At 73.7% G+C, this 14,675-nt stretch carries 15 protein-coding genes; 8 read left to right on the plus strand and 7 right to left on the minus strand.

All coding sequences use genetic code 11. The annotated features are described in order from the left end of the window. Positions 1 to 76 precede the first annotated feature (76 nt). Together QRX60_RS37990 and QRX60_RS37995 are read left to right on the plus strand one after the other, a co-directional pair. Positions 77 to 898, plus strand: coding sequence for a Rossmann-fold NAD(P)-binding domain-containing protein (locus QRX60_RS37990; RefSeq protein WP_285996283.1), 822 nt, complete (start codon positions 77 to 79; stop codon positions 896 to 898). A gap of 17 nt (positions 899 to 915) precedes the next feature. Then, positions 916 to 1,368: an anthrone oxygenase family protein gene (locus QRX60_RS37995; RefSeq protein ID WP_285996284.1), complete on the plus strand. Its 453-nt coding sequence runs from the start codon at positions 916 to 918 to the stop codon at positions 1,366 to 1,368. Between the two features lie 74 nt (positions 1,369 to 1,442). Here the strand turns inward: QRX60_RS37995 and QRX60_RS38000 are convergent, their stop codons facing one another. From QRX60_RS38000 to QRX60_RS38020, 5 genes are read right to left on the minus strand one after another with little or no spacing between them, the layout of a single operon-like run. Further along, the gene (locus tag QRX60_RS38000; protein WP_285996285.1) at positions 1,443 to 1,925 is read right to left on the minus strand and encodes a GyrI-like domain-containing protein; all 483 of its coding nucleotides are present in this window, start codon (positions 1,923 to 1,925) and stop codon (positions 1,443 to 1,445) included. Beyond that, a complete protein-coding gene (locus tag QRX60_RS38005) occupies positions 1,925 to 2,257 on the minus strand; it encodes a YciI family protein (RefSeq protein ID WP_285996286.1) in 333 nt (110 codons plus the stop codon). The genes QRX60_RS38000 and QRX60_RS38005 overlap by 1 nt, the downstream gene beginning before the upstream one ends. A 1-nt stretch (position 2,258) precedes the next feature. Continuing rightward, a complete protein-coding gene (locus tag QRX60_RS38010) occupies positions 2,259 to 3,023 on the minus strand; it encodes an alpha/beta fold hydrolase (RefSeq protein WP_285996287.1) in 765 nt (254 codons plus the stop codon). Beyond that, on the minus strand, positions 3,020 to 4,300 hold the full coding sequence (locus tag QRX60_RS38015) for an RNA polymerase sigma factor (RefSeq protein WP_285996288.1): 1,281 nt from the start codon (positions 4,298 to 4,300) through the stop codon (positions 3,020 to 3,022). Before QRX60_RS38015 ends, QRX60_RS38010 begins: the two co-directional genes overlap by 4 nt. Before the next feature lie 25 nt (positions 4,301 to 4,325). Then, the gene (locus QRX60_RS38020; protein WP_285996289.1) at positions 4,326 to 5,396 is read right to left on the minus strand and encodes a TetR/AcrR family transcriptional regulator; all 1,071 of its coding nucleotides are present in this window, start codon (positions 5,394 to 5,396) and stop codon (positions 4,326 to 4,328) included. Between the two features lie 86 nt (positions 5,397 to 5,482). On the opposite strand from QRX60_RS38020, the gene QRX60_RS38025 reads away from it, so the two are divergent. Next, positions 5,483 to 6,655 carry a cytochrome P450 family protein gene (locus tag QRX60_RS38025; RefSeq protein WP_285996290.1) on the plus strand — a complete coding sequence of 391 codons (1,173 nt, stop codon included), beginning with the start codon at positions 5,483 to 5,485 and terminating at the stop codon, positions 6,653 to 6,655. Here QRX60_RS38025 and QRX60_RS38030 read toward each other — a convergent pair. After that, positions 6,638 to 7,414 (minus strand): TetR/AcrR family transcriptional regulator, encoded by a 777-nt coding sequence (locus QRX60_RS38030; protein WP_286003784.1) that lies wholly within the window; start codon positions 7,412 to 7,414, stop codon positions 6,638 to 6,640. The genes QRX60_RS38025 and QRX60_RS38030 overlap by 18 nt on opposite strands. A gap of 79 nt (positions 7,415 to 7,493) precedes the next feature. Here QRX60_RS38030 and QRX60_RS38035 point away from each other — a divergent pair, with 79 nt between their 5' ends. The 5 genes from QRX60_RS38035 (at position 7,494) to QRX60_RS38055 (ending at position 13,669) form a co-directional block, all read left to right on the plus strand. Then, the gene (locus tag QRX60_RS38035; RefSeq protein ID WP_285996291.1) at positions 7,494 to 8,435 is read left to right on the plus strand and encodes an ATP-binding cassette domain-containing protein; all 942 of its coding nucleotides are present in this window, start codon (positions 7,494 to 7,496) and stop codon (positions 8,433 to 8,435) included. Continuing rightward, on the plus strand, positions 8,432 to 9,214 hold the full coding sequence (locus tag QRX60_RS38040; protein WP_285996292.1) for an ABC transporter permease: 783 nt from the start codon (positions 8,432 to 8,434) through the stop codon (positions 9,212 to 9,214). Before QRX60_RS38035 ends, QRX60_RS38040 begins: the two co-directional genes overlap by 4 nt. A gap of 44 nt (positions 9,215 to 9,258) precedes the next feature. Then, positions 9,259 to 11,784, plus strand: a complete 2,526-nt coding sequence (locus QRX60_RS38045) for a DEAD/DEAH box helicase (protein WP_285996293.1) — start codon at positions 9,259 to 9,261, stop codon at positions 11,782 to 11,784. After that, positions 11,781 to 12,887, plus strand: coding sequence for an SWIM zinc finger family protein (locus QRX60_RS38050; RefSeq protein ID WP_285996294.1), 1,107 nt, complete (start codon positions 11,781 to 11,783; stop codon positions 12,885 to 12,887). The genes QRX60_RS38045 and QRX60_RS38050 overlap by 4 nt, the downstream gene beginning before the upstream one ends. Before the next feature lie 206 nt (positions 12,888 to 13,093). Beyond that, positions 13,094 to 13,669 carry a DinB family protein gene (locus QRX60_RS38055; protein WP_285996295.1) on the plus strand — a complete coding sequence of 192 codons (576 nt, stop codon included), beginning with the start codon at positions 13,094 to 13,096 and terminating at the stop codon, positions 13,667 to 13,669. On the opposite strand, the gene QRX60_RS38060 is transcribed toward QRX60_RS38055, so the two are convergent. Beyond that, entirely contained in the window at positions 13,666 to 14,673 is a 1,008-nt protein-coding gene (locus QRX60_RS38060) for an aldo/keto reductase (RefSeq protein ID WP_285996296.1), read from the minus strand. The genes QRX60_RS38055 and QRX60_RS38060 overlap by 4 nt on opposite strands. Between the last annotated feature and the right edge of the window lie 2 nt (positions 14,674 to 14,675).

A 14,675-nucleotide genomic window follows, 5' to 3' on the forward strand; every position in this document is an offset into this window, starting at 1 on the left:
CAATGTAGACGATGGAACATGCAATCGAGGCTTTGAACTATGGAGAGTCTCACCGGAGGCCGGTTGACTCACTGCCATGACAACGACCTTCCTGGTGGTGGGCGGCACCGGCAAGACCGGGCGCCGCGTGGCGGATCGGCTGCGGGAGCGCGGCCTGCCGGTGCGGATCACGTCGCGGCGCGGGGCGCCGCCGTTCGACTGGCGTGACCGGGAGACCTGGGCGCCGGTGCTCGACGACGTCGGCTCGGTCTACCTGACGTACTACCCCGATCTGGTGGTGCCCGAGGCGGCCGCCGACATCCGCGCGTTCGCCGAACTGGCTGTGACACAAGGGGTTCGGCACCTGGTGCTGCTGTCCGGGCGCGGCGAGGAGGAAGCCGAGACCTGCGAACGGATCGTGCAGGCGGCCGGTACCGGCTGGACGGTCCTGCGCTGCAGCTGGTTCGCGCAGAACTTCAGCGAGCACTTCCTGCACGACGCCGTGCGCGGCGGGGAGATCGCGCTGCCGGCGGGCACGGTCACCGAGCCGTTCGTCGACGTCCGCGACATCGCCGACGTCGCGGTGAAGGTGCTGACCGAGCCGGGCCACACGGGACGGTTGTACGAGCTGACCGGGCCGCGGCTGCTGAGTTTCGCCGACGCCGCCGCGGAAATCTCGGCCGCGTCGAGGCGGGATGTCCGCTATGTTCCGGTTTCCGCGGAGGAGTACGCGGCCGCGGCGGTCGGGTTCGGCGTGCCGGAGGAAGAGGCCGGGGCGCTGACCGAGCTGTTCGCGCGGGTGCTCGACGGCCGCAACGAGTCGGTGACCCACGACGTCGAGCGGGTGCTGGGGCGCCCGGCGACGGACTTCGCCGGCTTCGCGCGGGACGCGGCGGCGGCCGGGGTCTGGGCGCGGTGAAGGGGAAGGGGAGACCGATGCCGACTGTGGTGCTGGTGGCCGCGCTGGTCGCGGCCGGCCTGATCGCCGGGTTGTTCTACGCCTACGCGTGCTCGGTGATGCCGGGGATCGGGCGCGGCGACGACAAGACGTTCGTGGAGGCGATGCGCGGGATCAACATCGCGATCGTCAACCCGGTCTTCATGCTGACGTTCCTGGGCGCGCCGCTGCTGGCGGGCGTGGCGATGTTCCTCGACCCCGGTCCGCGGCCGTGGGTGATCGCGGGGTTCGTGTTCCTGCTGGCGATGATCGTGATCACCGCAGTGGTGAACATCCCGCTCAACAACGCGCTGGAGAGCGGCGGTGAGGATTACGCCGCGGTGCGGGCGGCTTTCGAGACGGTCTGGGTGCGCTGGAACATCCTGCGCGCCGTGGTGAGCACGGCCGGGTTCGGCTGCTTGGTGGCGGCTGTGCTCTCCGAGCGCGGCTGAGCAGCAAGGTCCGTGAATGGCACATTGAGGGACTTAGAGTCCCTCAATGTGCCATTCACGGACTTTGGGCGGGGTCAGGCGAGGCGGAAGAGCAGGTCGGTGACCCACTCGCTCGGGTCGGGGACTTCGCGGGGGTTGGTGCGCAGGACTTCCAGGCGGCCACCCCACTCTTCGCCGTCGGGGCCATCGGTGACGTCCCACGTGACGCCCTCGTCGGCGCCCCAGGCCAGGACCTCCGCGGTGGCGGCGGCCAGGCCGTCGGGGGCGCCGACGTAGGTCTCGAGGACGTACTTCCCGGCCGGCAGCTCCCCGATGAAGGCGGGTTCCTCCGGTGTGAAGTCGCCTTCGATCGGGACGCCGGCCTCGACGGTGAACCGCATCCCGGGGTGCAGCACGCGGTAGCGGAAGAACGGCGCCCCGGCCGGGACGAGCCCGTGGCCGGCGAGGGTGCCGATGAGCGGCGGCAGCCGGTCGGCGATGCGCGGGAACTCCTCGATCCCGAGGGTGGCGCGCTCGGCGACGTACCGCTGGGCCGGTCGGTCCACGATGGACGGCATCAGGGCTCCTCCGGGACGAAGATCGGGCGGACCTCGATACTGCCGTACGTCGCGGCGGGGTGCTTGGCCGCGATTTCGACGGCTTCGTCGAGGTCGTCGCACTCGAGGACGACGTAGCCGCCGATCTGTTCCTTGGCCTCGGTGAACGGCCCGTCGGTGAGCAGCACCTCGCCGTCGCGGACGCGGATCGTGGTGGCTTCCGACGGCGGGCGCAGACCACTCCCGCCGTGGATCTTGCCGCGGCGGGCCAGGTCTTCGCCCCAGCCGTCGCACCCGTCGTACTGGTGGTCCTCGGCGGTCTCGTCGCCGGCGATCATCAGCAGGTACCGCATGTCAGCGTCCTTCCAGTACTTCGCGCAGGCGTGCGGCGAAGGCTGCCGGTTCGGTGGCGAACCCGCCGTGGTCGCCCGGGAATTCCGTGGCGGTCAGGCCGAGGCCGGTGGCGAGCCCGAGGCCGGTTTCGTGGGCCGTCGACCCGGCGGACTTCTCGCCGACGGCGACGACCAGCCGCGCGGACGTCGCCCGGAGTGCGTCGAGATCGGGGTCGTAGGCGCCGGTGGCGGCCATCAGGTGGCCGAAGAAGTAGGTGAAGTTGCCTTCGCCGCGCGGGTCGAGCGGTGGCGCGGGGTCGACCCCCACGAGCGCCATGAACGCGGGGAAAGCCGCGCCGAGGCCTTGGTCGCGAAACAGCGCGGGGATGTCGGGGCCGTCGAGTGCTTCCCGGGGCAGGTAGCGGGTGACCGGTGGTTCGTGCAGCACGACCGTGCGGACATCGCCGGGGTGGCGCCGGACGTGCTCGAGCATCGTGATGGCGCCGCCACTGCTGGCGAACACGTCCGCGGGGCCGACTTCGGCGAGCAGGCGGTGCACGTCGTCGGCGTGCTCGCGGATGATGTCGTCCCCCGGCTCGCCGTCGAGGGGGCTGCGCCCGAGGCCGCGCGGGTCGTAGGTGACGACGGTGTGGTCTTCGGCCAGCAGCGGCCGGATGTGGGTGAACACGGCGGCGTCGGCGGGGCCGCCGGGGACCAGCAGCAGGACGGGACCGGTGCCGGCGACGTCGTAGGTGATCGTGGCGCCGGGGACGGCGAGGGTGGTCATGGGCTCTCCTCCGAAGATCGGGGTTCACCCGACCGACGAACGGGGCCGCCCGGGACAGACTCCACTTCGGAGATCCTTCGCTTGAGGTAGGCGCGCTCGGCGTCGGTGGGCGCGAGGTCGCGGGCCTTGGCGTACCAGTCGGCGGCTTCGGCGTGCCGCCCGAGACGGCGGAGGAAGTCGGCGCGGGTGGCGGGCAGCAGGTGGTAGCCCTCCAGGGGCAGTTCGTCGAGCAGCGCGAGCCCGGCGAGCGGGCCGTCGGCCATCCCGATCGCGACGGCCCGGTTGAGTTCGACGACGGCGCTGGGGACGTACTTGCGCAGCTCGCCGTAGAGGCCGGCGATCTGCGCCCAGTCGGTGTCGCCGGGCGTCTCGGCGGTGGCGTGGCAGGCGGCGATGGCGGCCTGGATCTGGTACGGCCCGGGGTGCCGCCGGCGCAGCGCGGTCTCCAGAACCTGGGTGCCTTCGGCGATTTCGCCGGCGTCCCACCGGGTGCGGTCCTGCTCTTCGAGTGGAACGAGCTCGCCGTGGGTGCCGGCCCGGGTGGCGCGGCGGGCGTGCTGCAGCAGCATCAGCGCGAGCAGGCCGAGGACCTCGGGTTCGTCCGGCATCAGGTGGGCGAGGACGCGGGCGAGGCGGATCGCTTCGGCGGCGAGGTCGGGGCGCAGCAGGTCGGGTCCGGCGCTGGCGGAGTAGCCCTCGTTGAACGTCAGGTACAGCACCCCGAGGACGGCGGCGGTGCGTTCGGGCAGCAGGTGCGCGGGCGGGACGCGGTACGGGATGCCGGCGTTGCGGATCTTGCGTTTGACCCGCACCAGCCGCTGGGACATGGTCGCTTCCGGCACGAGGAAGGCGCGGGCGATCTCGGCGGTGGACAGCCCGGCCAGTGTGCGCAGCGCGAGCGCGACCTGGGCTTCGGTGGCCAGCGCGGGGTGGCAGCAGGTGAAGATGAGCCGCAGCCGGTCGTCGGTGACTCCGCTGTCGTCGTCGGGTGCCGGGGAGTCTTCGGGGACGTGCATCAGGGCGGCCTCCCGGAGCTTGGCGGCGCCGGCGGTCTCGCGGCGGAGCCGGTCGGTGGCGCGGTTGCGGGCGGCGGTGGTCAGCCAGGCGCCGGGCCGGTTCGGGACGCCGTCGCGGGGCCAGGTGCGCAGGGCGAGGGCGAACGCCTCCTGGGCGCACTCCTCGGCGAGGTCCCAGTCGCCGGTGATCCGGATGAGCGTGGCCACGACCTGGCCCCACTCTTCGCGGAACGCCTCCGCGACCGCGGTCTCGACGTCCACCGCCGCTCCTTCCGTCGGTGCCGGTTCACCCACCCGACGAACGGCCGGGGCCGGGATCGACAGCCGCGGCGTGGCAGGCGCCGTACCCCTCGGCGCGCACGACGATCCGGCCGGCTTCGACCCGGACGGCGGTCTCGGTGGCGTCGCTGACCGCGGTGACCCCGGCGGCCGCGGCGAGTTCGCCGGTCGTGTCGCAGACGAGCCGCAGCCGGGGCCGGGCCGGGGGCGCGATCGCCTGGTCGAGGCATCCGCGCAGGTCGGCGAGGGTGAGCCGGGCCAAGGGGGCGAGTTCGCCGGGGTCGCTGGTGACGAGCACGGCGGTGACGTCGGCACCGGCGCGCACGGCCTCTTCGAAGGCGGCGGCGCGGTGCAGGCCGAGGATCGTGACGACGCCGTCGCCGGGCCGGAACGGCCGGCCGGTGAGCAGGTCGGTCGTCGGCGGCGGGGTCCACGGCTGGTCGGCGGGCCGGGCCTGGCTCGTGATCGGCGGGGTCGCGGGCCAGTCGTCACTGAGGTCCAGGTCGAGCAGTGCGGTGCAGGCGGTGACGATGTGGAACGGCTCGCCGAAGCCGGGCGCGGCGGCGGCGAGCTGGCTCGCGCCGTGCAGCGTGGTGAGGGCGGCTTCGGCGACGCGGACCAGGCGCCGTCCTGGGCGCAGTCGTTCCAGGGCGAGTCCGAGCAGGATGGCGTCGACGCGCATGAGCTGCGCGAACGGCAGCCGGGTGTGTTCGTCGGCGAGGATTTCGGGCAGCAGGTCGCGGGCGAGGCGGGCGTCGCCGCTGTCGCTGTCGGTGGCCAGGGGGAGCCGGGCGACCCAGGCGCGGGCGAACGCGGCCAGGACGTCGGCCGCGCTCGGGTCCGGCGGCGGGGTGGCGGGCCGGGGCGCGCGTTCGGCCAGGTCGGCCAGGACGGCGAAGTACAGGGCCCGTTTGCCGGGGAAGTTGGAGTAGACCGCGCCGCGGGTGAGCTCGGCGCGTTCGGCGATGACGTCGATCTTCGCCTCGCGGAAGCCGCGTCCGGCGAACTCGTCGCGGGCGGCGGCGAGGACCTTCGCGCGGTTGCGTTCCTGGGTCTCGGTCCTGCTGAGCCTGGCCATCGTCCTCCTTGCCGCCACGTCGCGGATCAAGATACCGTGACCACTGAGATGATAAGAACATCTGATATCAACATCTGGAGTGGCCGATGACCCCCGAGATCGACCTGACCGACCTGAAGGTCCTGACCGACCCGTTCACCGCGTACGACCAGGCACGGGAGGCCGGTGCGCTGGCCAAGCTCGTCGTCCCCGGCTTCGGCCCGTTCTGGGCGCTGACCCGCTACACCGAGGCCCGGGCGATGCTGGCCGACCCGCGGTTCGAGGTCCGGGCGGAGAGCTTCATGAGGCCGCCTGGCATCCCGGAGCACTGCCTGGCATACATGCGGACGATGGCCGAGCAGGACGGGCCCGAGCACCTGCGGCTGCGCCGGCTGGTGGCACCGGCGTTCACCCCCAAGCGCGCCGCGCAGCTGCGGCCGCGGCTGACGGCCCTCACCGAACGGCTGCTCGACGAGCTGCCGAGCCACGTCGAAGACGGCGTCGTCGACCTGGTGCCGCACTTCGCGCGGCCGCTGCCGATGGACGTCATCTGCGAAATGGCCGGCATCCCCGGCGCCGACCGGCCGCGCTGGCGGGAGTACGGCGCCGCGATCGCCGGCGGCATGGGCCCGGACTTCGCGGCCGCCATCCCGGCGATCATCGAGGGTGCCCAGGACGCGGTGGCGCGCAGCCGGGCCGAACCGGGTGACGACCTCATCGGCGACCTCGTGCGTGCCGAGGACGAGGACCGGCTGACCGACACGGAGCTGGTCACCCTGGTCTGGCACCTCGTGCTGGCCGGTCAGACGCCGGTGAACCTGATCGCGAACGCCGTGGAGGCCCTGCTGCGGCACCCGGACCAGCTCGCGGCCCTGCGCGCGGATCCGGGCCTGTGGCCGGGTGCGGTCGAGGAGCTGATGCGCTTCTGCAGCCCGCAGCTGCTGACCACGCCACGGTTCGCGCGCGAGGACGTCGAAATCGACGGGCAGGTCATCCACGCGGGCGAGCGGGTGACGGCCGCGATGGTGGCCGCCGACCGCGACCCGCGCGTGTTCCCCGACGCGGACCGGCTCGACGTCACGCGCTCGGGGGCGCCGCAGCTGGGGTTCTCGCACGGCCCGCACTTCTGCCTGGGAGCGTCGATCGCGCGGGTGGAGACGGAGGTGGCGCTCTCGGCGCTGTTCGCCCGCTTCCCGGATCTCGCGCTGGCCATCGACGACGTGCCGCGCGCGCCCGACGGTGGCACCTGGCGCCCGGCGTCGCTACCGCTGACGCTCTGACACCAGGGTTTCGATGCCGTCGAGGACCCGGGCGAGGCCGAAGCGGAAGGTGTAGGCCGGGTCTTCCGCGGCGTTGTGGGCCTCGCCCGCGGCCTGGCCCACCCGTGAGGCCAGGGGGTAGTGGGACGCGTCGGCGGCCGGGATGCCGGCCAGCACCGGCGCGGCGCGCTCCCACCACTGGGCGTCGGTCAGGCCGCTGGTGCGCACCAGGCGGGCGGCGTCGAGCGAGCTGCGCGCGGTGGTCCGGACCAGGCCGGTGACGAGCGCGACGGCGGCGTCCATCTCGACGTCGTCGAGCCCGATGCCCTCGACCGCGCGCAGCTCGTGCTCGTACTTGGCGAAGCTGTGCGGGCCCAGGGCCGAGCGGCTGGTGGTGACCTGCAGCAGCCAGGGGTGCCGGTGGAACAGCGCCCACTGGGCGTCGGCGATCGCCGTCAACGCGGCGCGCCAGCCGAGACCCGGATCGGGAGCGGGCAGCTCGCCGTGGGCGTGGTCGATCATCAGGTCCAGCAGCTCGGCCCGGCCCGGCACGTAGGTGTAGAGCGACATGGGGGAGACACCGAGCTGCTCGGCGACGCGCCGGATGGTGACGGCGTCGATCGTGTCGGCGTCGGCCAGCGCGATGGCCGTGCGCACGACGTCGGCCGTGGTCAGCTTGGGTTTCGGACCGCGCCGCGGGGGCGCCGAGACGCCCCAGAGCAGCTCGATCGCCCGTCGCGGGTCGCCGCTGTCGTTCTCCTCCGTGCTCACGCCGCTCATTCTGCCCATCGCATTTTCGTACACTGTACAGAGTTGTGTTACGCTCTACTTCGTACACAGTACAGAGTTAAGGGGCAGGATGACTCCGCAGATCCACGCCGAGGGCCTTCGCAAGCGCTACGGCGACGCGTACGCCCTCGATGGGTTCGATCTTTCGGTTCCGGCCGGCACGCTGCACGGCCTGCTGGGACCCAACGGCGCGGGCAAGACGACGGCGGTCCGCGTGCTGGCCACGTTGCTGCGCCACGACAGCGGTACGGCGCGGGTGGCCGGGTTCGACGTCGCCGCCGAACCGGCGAAAGTCCGCTCGGCGATCGGGCTGGTCGGCCAGCAGGCCGCGGTCGACGAACTGCTGTCCGGCCGGCAGAACCTTGTGCTGTTCGGCCGCCTGCACCACCTCGGCCGGCGCGAGGCCGCCCGGCGCGCCGACGACCTCCTCGAGCGGTTCGGCCTCGCCGGCACCGGCACCAAGCCGGTCTCGGCGTACTCCGGCGGGATGCGGCGGCGGCTGGACCTGGCCGCGTCGTTGCTGGCCACGCCCCGGGTGCTGTTCCTCGACGAGCCGACGACCGGGCTGGACCCGCGCAGCCGCACCGAGGTCTGGCGGGCGGTGCGGTCCCTGGTCGCCGACGGGACGACCGTGCTGCTCACCACGCAGTACCTGGAGGAGGCCGACCGGCTGGCCGACCGCATCTCGCTGGTGGAACACGGCCGCGTGATCGCCGAAGGCAGCCCGGCCGAGCTGAAGGGCTCGCTCGGGGCGACCCGGATCGAGCTGGTGCTGACCGACCCGGACGTCGTCGGCGCGGCGACGGCGTTGCTCGCCCGGGTCACCGGGGCCGAGCCGGTCACCGAAGAGCTGCGGGTGAGCGCGCCCGCGCCGGACGAGGCGTCGGTGCTCACCGACGTCGTGCGCGAGCTGGCCGCGGCCGAGCTCGCGGTCGCCGACGTCGCCCTGCGGCGGCCGACGCTGGACGAAGTGTTCCTCGAGCTGACCGGCAAGGCGGAGGTGGCGCGATGAGGTGGGCGCTGGAAGACGGCTGGACGCTCACGCAGCGGTACCTCGCCCAGCTGGCGCGGCGGCCGGCCCGGCTGGCCACGGTGGTGGCGTTCCCGATCCTGATGGTGCTGATCTTCGCCTACCTGCTCGGTGGCGGGATGACCGTGCCCGGCGGCGGGTCCTACCGCGAGTTCCTGATGCCGGGGATGTTCGCGATGACGATGGCGTTCGGCCTGTCGGGCACGATGATCGCGGTGCTGGACGACGCCGCCAAGGGCGTCACCGACCGGTTCCGGTCGCTGCCGATGGCGCCGTCGGCGGTGCTCACCGGCCGGGTGGCGGCGGACCTGGTGAACGCGGTCCTCGCCCTCGCGGTGCTGCTCGGCTGCGGGTTCGCCGTCGGCTGGCAGCCGCACGGCAGCCTGGCCGAGACCGTCGCCGCGTTCGGGCTGCTGCTCCTGCTGCGGACGGCACTGGTGTGGGCCGGGATCTACCTGGGGCTGCTGACCGCCGACCCGTCGATGGTGACGCTGGCGCAGACGCTGGAGTTCCCGTTCGGGTTCCTCTCCAGCGCGTTCGTGGCGACCGCGACGATGCCGGCGTGGCTGGGAACCGTGGCGGAGTGGAACCCGTTGTCCTCCACGGTGACGGCGGCGCGGGTGCTGTTCGGCAACCCGGGCGCGGCCGGGACGTCCTGGGTGAGCGCGCACCCGGTGCTCATGGCGGTGGTGTGGCCGCTGGTGCTGCTCGCGGTGTTCGTGCCGTTGTCCGTGCACCGATACGGAAGGCTGGGGAACTGAACACCGACTTCGAACCGGGCGAGCCACCACGGGCGGGACGGCTGGTGCTCGGCGGGCGCCGGCTGTCCCTGGTGGACGGCTTGCCCGAGCTGCTCGCCGGGACCGATCCCGATCCGTCCCGGGTGTTCTGGGCGACCGCGGCGACGGCCGCGCTGCGCCTGGTCGCGGCGGGCCGGCTGCTGCCGGGCGTCACCGAGGCCGGTCACGACGCCTGGCGCGTCGGACCCCTGGAACCGGCGGAAGCGGCGTGGCTGCGGGACCTGGCGGCCGCGATGCCGGTGGACGAGCGGGCGCCGGGGCCGCTGCTGCGGGCGTTCCTCGACGCCGTCGCCGACACCCTGCCCCGAACACCCGCGGCGGCGAAGGCGGCCGGGACGCGGTTGTTCGCCGCGGTCGCCCCGCAGCGGGCGGAGTCCGTGCGGGACTGGGCCGGCGAACTGGCCGCCGGGCTCGACTCGGGCATCCGGGTGTCGCTGCGCGTGGAAGCGCCCGAGGGATTCGACGCCGGCCGCTTCCACGCCGTCGTCCAGGTGCACAGCCTCGCCGAGCCGGGCCAGGTCGCCGACGCGGCGCAGCTGTGGGAGACAGGGCGGTTCGGGCCGCGGGCGCGCATCGACGTCGTGCTGGCGCTGCGGCGGGGCGCGCAGGTGTGGCCGGCGCTGAGCCCGCTGCTCACCTCGGCGGTGCCGGACGAGCTGGCCTTGGGCGAGGACGACGTGACCGAGCTGGTCGCGGCCGCGGCCCCGCGGCTGGCGGCGGTGGGCATCGACGTGCACTGGCCGGCCGAGCTCGCGGGTTCGCTGACCGCGCGGGCCGTGGTGAACGCCGGGGACGCGCCGGGTGATCTGCCGTCGTTCTTCGGTGGTGGCCGGGCGCTGGCGTTCGACTGGCAGCTCGCCCTGGGTGGCGAGGTGCTGACCGCGGCGGAGCTGGACGCGCTCGCCGAGGCCCGGCGTCCGGTGGTGCGGCTGCGCGACCGCTGGGTGCTGGTCGACCCGGCGCTGGCGGCGAAGGCACGCGAGCGGACGCTGAAGCCGCTCACGCCGGTCGACGCGCTGGGCGCGGCGTTGACCGGGACCACCGAGGTCGACGGCGAGCCGGTCGAAGTCGTCACCGAAGGCTGGCTCGCGCGGCTGCGGGAACGGCTGTCCGCGCCGCCGGAACCCCAGGCGCCGCCGGCCGGGCTGGCCGCGACGCTGCGGGACTACCAGCTGCGCGGGGTGCAGTGGCTGGCCACGGTGACCGGGCTGGGTCTCGGGGGCTGTCTCGCCGACGACATGGGCCTGGGCAAGACGGTCACGCTGATCGCGCTGCACCTGCACCGCGCGTCCGGGCCGACCTTGGTGGTGTGCCCGGCTTCGCTGCTGGGCAACTGGGAGCGGGAGATCCGCCGGTTCGCCCCGGGCGTGCCGGTGCGGCGCTTCCACGGGAGCGCGCGCTCCCTCGATGACGTCGACGACGCCGCGGGGTTCGTGCTCACCACCTACGGCACGCTGCGCACCGATCCCGCGCCCCTGGCCGGGGTGCGGTGGGGACTGCTGGTCGCCGACGAGGCCCAGCACGTCAAGAACCACCGGTCGGGCACGGCGAAGGCGCTGCGGCTGGTGCCCGCGGCGGCGCGGGTGGCGCTGACCGGCACCCCGGTGGAGAACACGCTCTCGGAGCTGTGGGCGATCCTCGACTGGTCGGCGCCGGGCCTGCTGGGTTCGCTGAGCGAGTTCCGGACGCGGTGGGCGAAACCGATCGAGGCCGGGGATCCCGCCGCAGCCGAGCGGCTTTCGCGGTTGCTGCGGCCGTTCCTGTTGCGGCGCCGCAAGTCCGACCCAGGGATCGCGCCGGAGCTGCCGGCGAAGACCGAGACGGACCGGCCGGTGGCGCTGAGCCCGGAGCAGGCGGCCCTGTACGAGGCGGTCGTGCGGGAGATGATGGCCGGCATCGCCGCGAGCGACGGGATCACCCGCCGCGGCCGGATCGTCAAGCTGCTGACCGCGCTCAAGCAGATCTGCAACCACCCGGCGCAGTACCTGAAGGAGCCCGGCGGCCGGTCGGGGAAGCTGGAGCTGCTCGACGAGCTGCTGGACACGATCCTCGCCGAGGGCGGCGCGGTGCTGGTGTTCACCCAGTACGTCGCCATGGCCCGGCTGCTGGAACAGCACCTGGCCGCCCGCGGGATCGGCACGCAGCTGCTGCACGGCGGCACGCCGGTCGCGCGTCGCGAAGAACTGGTCGAGCGGTTCCAGGCCGGCGAGGTGCCGGTGTTCCTGTTGTCGCTCAAGGCGGCCGGCACCGGGCTGAACCTGACGCGGGCCGACCACGTCGTGCACTTCGACCGGTGGTGGAACCCGGCGGTGGAGGACCAGGCGACCGACCGGGCGTACCGGATCGGGCAGACCCGGCCGGTGCAGGTGCACCGGCTCGTCGCCGAGGGCACGGTCGAGGACCGGATCGCGGCGATGCTGCGGGAGAAACGGGCGCTGGCCGACGCCGTGCTGGCCGGAGGTGAGGCGGCGTTGACGGAACTGTCGGACACCGAGCTCGCGGAGCTCGTCGAGCTGAGGAGCCGCGGATGAGCGACGAGGCGGTGCGCGGGTTCCCCGCGTTCGGCGCCACCGGGGCGCGGGGACGCTTCGCGAAGTCGTGGTGGGGCCGGGCGTGGCTGAGCGCGATGGAGGACACCGCGCTGGACCTGCGGCAGCTCAAGGCCGGCCGCCGGTACGCCGCGGCGGGGCTGGTCGGGCCGATCACGGTGAGCCCGGGCCGGATCGCGGCGGTGGTCGACGACGTCGACGGCGGCCCGTACCGGACCGAACTGCGGCTGGCCGAGCTGTCCGAACCGGACTGGACGCGGCTCTTCGACCGGATCGCGTCGCGGGCCGGGCACCTGGCGGCGCTGCTGGACCGGGACATGCCGCACGACCTGGTGGCGGCGGCCGGCGACGCCGGCGTCCACCTGCTGCCGGGGATCGGCGACCTCGACCCGGAGTGCGACTGCCCGGGCTGGGAGCTGCCGTGCCGGCACGCGGCGGCGTTGTCGTTCCAGGCGTCGTGGCTGCTGGACGCGGACCCGCTCGTGCTGTTGCTGATGCGCGGCAAGGGTGAGCGTGAGATCCGCGAGGAGCTGGAGCGCCGCACGGCGCCGGGCGCGGACCTGGCCGTCGAGGACCGGACGCCGGGAGAACTGCCGGATCTCGCGGGGTTCCGCCCTTCGGGGGCGCCGTCGATCCCGGCCGCGCCCGGGGTGCCCGCGGAGGCCTTCGCCCTGCTCGCCGCGCACGCCGCGGCTCAGGCGCGGGCGATGCTGGCGGGCGAGCCGTGGCCGGGACGGCGGCACGACACGCTCGGCCTGGCCGCGGAATTCCCCGCCGTGGCTTCGCGGCTGGGTGAGGGGGCCGGGTTCGAGCGGGCGGTGGCGGCGTGGACGCACGGCGGGCGCGCGGGCCTCGAGGTGCTGGACTCGCCGTGGACCCCGCCGAAGGCGGCGCTGGCGGCCGCGCGGGCCGCGCTCGCCGACGTCACCGACGACGAGCCGGTGTTCGACCGCAACCGGTGCACGGCCGGGGAGGTGCAGGTGCGGCTGGATCGCCGGGGCCGGTGGCACCCGTACCGGCTGGAGGGCGGTGAGTGGTGGCCCGCGGGCCCGCCGGAGTCCGATCCGGGCCTGCTGCTCGGCTGAACCGTGGAACCGGGGTTTCTTCACGGGGTGAACCCGCGTCCGGCCAGGGATTTTCGTGCGGGTTCCCGGTATCCAGCCTGATTCCCGTTGTCTCCTGTCCCGCAACGGCGGAGTTCCGCCGGGCCCACTGGGGGTGCGGGCGCGCGGGTGCTGCCTCCTCGCGCGCCCGCCCGGTTTCTGTCGGTGCCCGCCGCTAGCGTGCGGCCATGGACGCCATTGCCGCCGATCTGCACCGGTATCTCCAGGAGAAGCGCGAGAGCGTGCTCGCGTCGTTGTCCGGGTTGAGCGAATACGACATCCGCCGCCCCATGACACCGACGGCCACGAACCTGCTCGGCCTGGTCAAACACCTTTCCGGTGGGGAGCTCGGCTACCTGGGCGACTGTGTCGGCCGCCCGGCCCCGGTCAAGCTGCCGTGGGTCGAGGACGGGTCGATCTGGGACGGCGCGGACATGTGGGCCACCGCGGAGGAGTCCCGCGACGAGCTGGTCGAGCTGTACCGGACGGCGTGGCGGCACACGGACGAGTCGATCGAGCTGCTGCCGCTGGACGCGCCGGCGTCGGTGCCGTGGTGGCCGGAGGAACGGCGGAAGGCGACGTTCGGCTCGCTGCTGGTGCGGGTCACCGCCGAAACCGCGCACCACGCCGGCCACGCGGACATCGTCCGCGAGCTGATCGACGGCCGCGGCGGCGCCGACCACGAGGACATCGGCGACACCGCCTGGTGGGACACGTACGTGGCGCGGGTCCGGGACGCGGCGGAGCGGTTCCGCCCGGCTTAGGCCGCGGAGCGTTCGGCGAACGGCCGGCGCCGCAACCCCGGCTGCTTCAGTGCCGGGGGCAGGTAGGCCTGGTCGAGGGTGCCGACGTCGGTACCGGGCGGGACGACCTCGTCGATGCGGTCGAGGAGGTCGTCGGAGAGGGTGACGTCCAGGCCGGCCAGCAGGTCGTCGAGGTGGGCCATCGTGCGCGCGCCCAGCAGGGCGCTGGTCACGCCGGGGTGGGCGATCGTGAACGCCATCGCGAGGTGGGTCATGGGCAGCCCGGCCTCCCCGGCCAGCGCGGCGAGCTTCCCGACGACGTCGAGGCGGCTTTCGTCGTTGAGGTGGCGGACCAGGCCGGCGCGGCGCAGCTCGTCGTGCGGGCGGCCGGTGAGCAGGCCTTGGCCGAGCGGTCCCCAGACGAGGGTGCCCATGCCGAAGCGCTGGGTGACGGGCAGGATTTCGCGTTCGATGCCGCGGTTGAGCAGGGAGTACACCGGCTGCTCGGTGTGGAACCCGGTGAGCCCGCGCCGGGACGCGACCCACTGGCCCTCGACGATGTCGGCCACCGGCGTTCCGGACGCGCCGATCGCGCGGACCTTGCCGCTGCGCAGGAGGTCGGTGAGCGCGGAGAGGGTCTCCTCGATGTCGGTGCCGGGATCGGGACGGTGCAGCTGGTAGAGGTCGATGTGGTCGGTCCGCAGGCGGCGCAGCGAGTTCTCGACGGCGGTGACGATCCAGCGGCGCGAGGCGCCCTGGTGGTTGGGATCCTCGCCGGTCGGCCGGCCGAACTTGGTGGCGAGCACGACGTCGTCGCGGCGGCCTTCCAGGGCTTTGCCCACGACGTCCTCGGAGTCGCCGTAGGCGTCGGCGGTGTCGAGGAAGTTGATGCCGGCGTCGAGGGCCTTGTGGAGGACGCGGGCCGAGTCCTCGGGGGCGTTGCCCATGGAGGTGGCGAACATCAGCGTGCCCAGTGCGTAGGGGCTGACCTTGATGCCGGTCCGGCCCAGGGTGCGGTACTGCATGG

Origin of the sequence: Amycolatopsis mongoliensis (assembly GCF_030285665.1) — a bacterium.
GTDB lineage: Bacteria > Actinomycetota > Actinomycetes > Mycobacteriales > Pseudonocardiaceae > Amycolatopsis > Amycolatopsis mongoliensis.

What these genes read in the sequence shown, in the direction of transcription:
- QRX60_RS37995 (WP_285996284.1), top strand. Translation starts at nt 916, where the DNA reads ATGCCGACTGTGGTGCTGGTGGCCGCGCTGGTCGCGGCCGGCCTGATC.
- QRX60_RS38040 (WP_285996292.1), top strand. Translation starts at nt 8,432, where the DNA reads ATGAGGTGGGCGCTGGAAGACGGCTGGACGCTCACGCAGCGGTACCTC.
- QRX60_RS38030 (WP_286003784.1), bottom strand. Translation starts at nt 7,414, where the DNA reads ATGAGCGGCGTGAGCACGGAGGAGAACGACAGCGGCGACCCGCGACGG.
- QRX60_RS38060 (WP_285996296.1), bottom strand. Translation starts at nt 14,673, where the DNA reads ATGCAGTACCGCACCCTGGGCCGGACCGGCATCAAGGTCAGCCCCTAC.
- QRX60_RS38025 (WP_285996290.1), top strand. Translation starts at nt 5,483, where the DNA reads ATGACCCCCGAGATCGACCTGACCGACCTGAAGGTCCTGACCGACCCG.
- QRX60_RS37990 (WP_285996283.1), top strand. Translation starts at nt 77, where the DNA reads ATGACAACGACCTTCCTGGTGGTGGGCGGCACCGGCAAGACCGGGCGC.
- QRX60_RS38000 (WP_285996285.1), bottom strand. Translation starts at nt 1,925, where the DNA reads ATGCCGTCCATCGTGGACCGACCGGCCCAGCGGTACGTCGCCGAGCGC.
- QRX60_RS38010 (WP_285996287.1), bottom strand. Translation starts at nt 3,023, where the DNA reads ATGACCACCCTCGCCGTCCCCGGCGCCACGATCACCTACGACGTCGCC.
- QRX60_RS38050 (WP_285996294.1), top strand. Translation starts at nt 11,781, where the DNA reads ATGAGCGACGAGGCGGTGCGCGGGTTCCCCGCGTTCGGCGCCACCGGG.
- QRX60_RS38020 (WP_285996289.1), bottom strand. Translation starts at nt 5,396, where the DNA reads ATGGCCAGGCTCAGCAGGACCGAGACCCAGGAACGCAACCGCGCGAAG.
- QRX60_RS38035 (WP_285996291.1), top strand. Translation starts at nt 7,494, where the DNA reads ATGACTCCGCAGATCCACGCCGAGGGCCTTCGCAAGCGCTACGGCGAC.
- QRX60_RS38005 (WP_285996286.1), bottom strand. Translation starts at nt 2,257, where the DNA reads ATGCGGTACCTGCTGATGATCGCCGGCGACGAGACCGCCGAGGACCAC.
- QRX60_RS38055 (WP_285996295.1), top strand. Translation starts at nt 13,094, where the DNA reads ATGGACGCCATTGCCGCCGATCTGCACCGGTATCTCCAGGAGAAGCGC.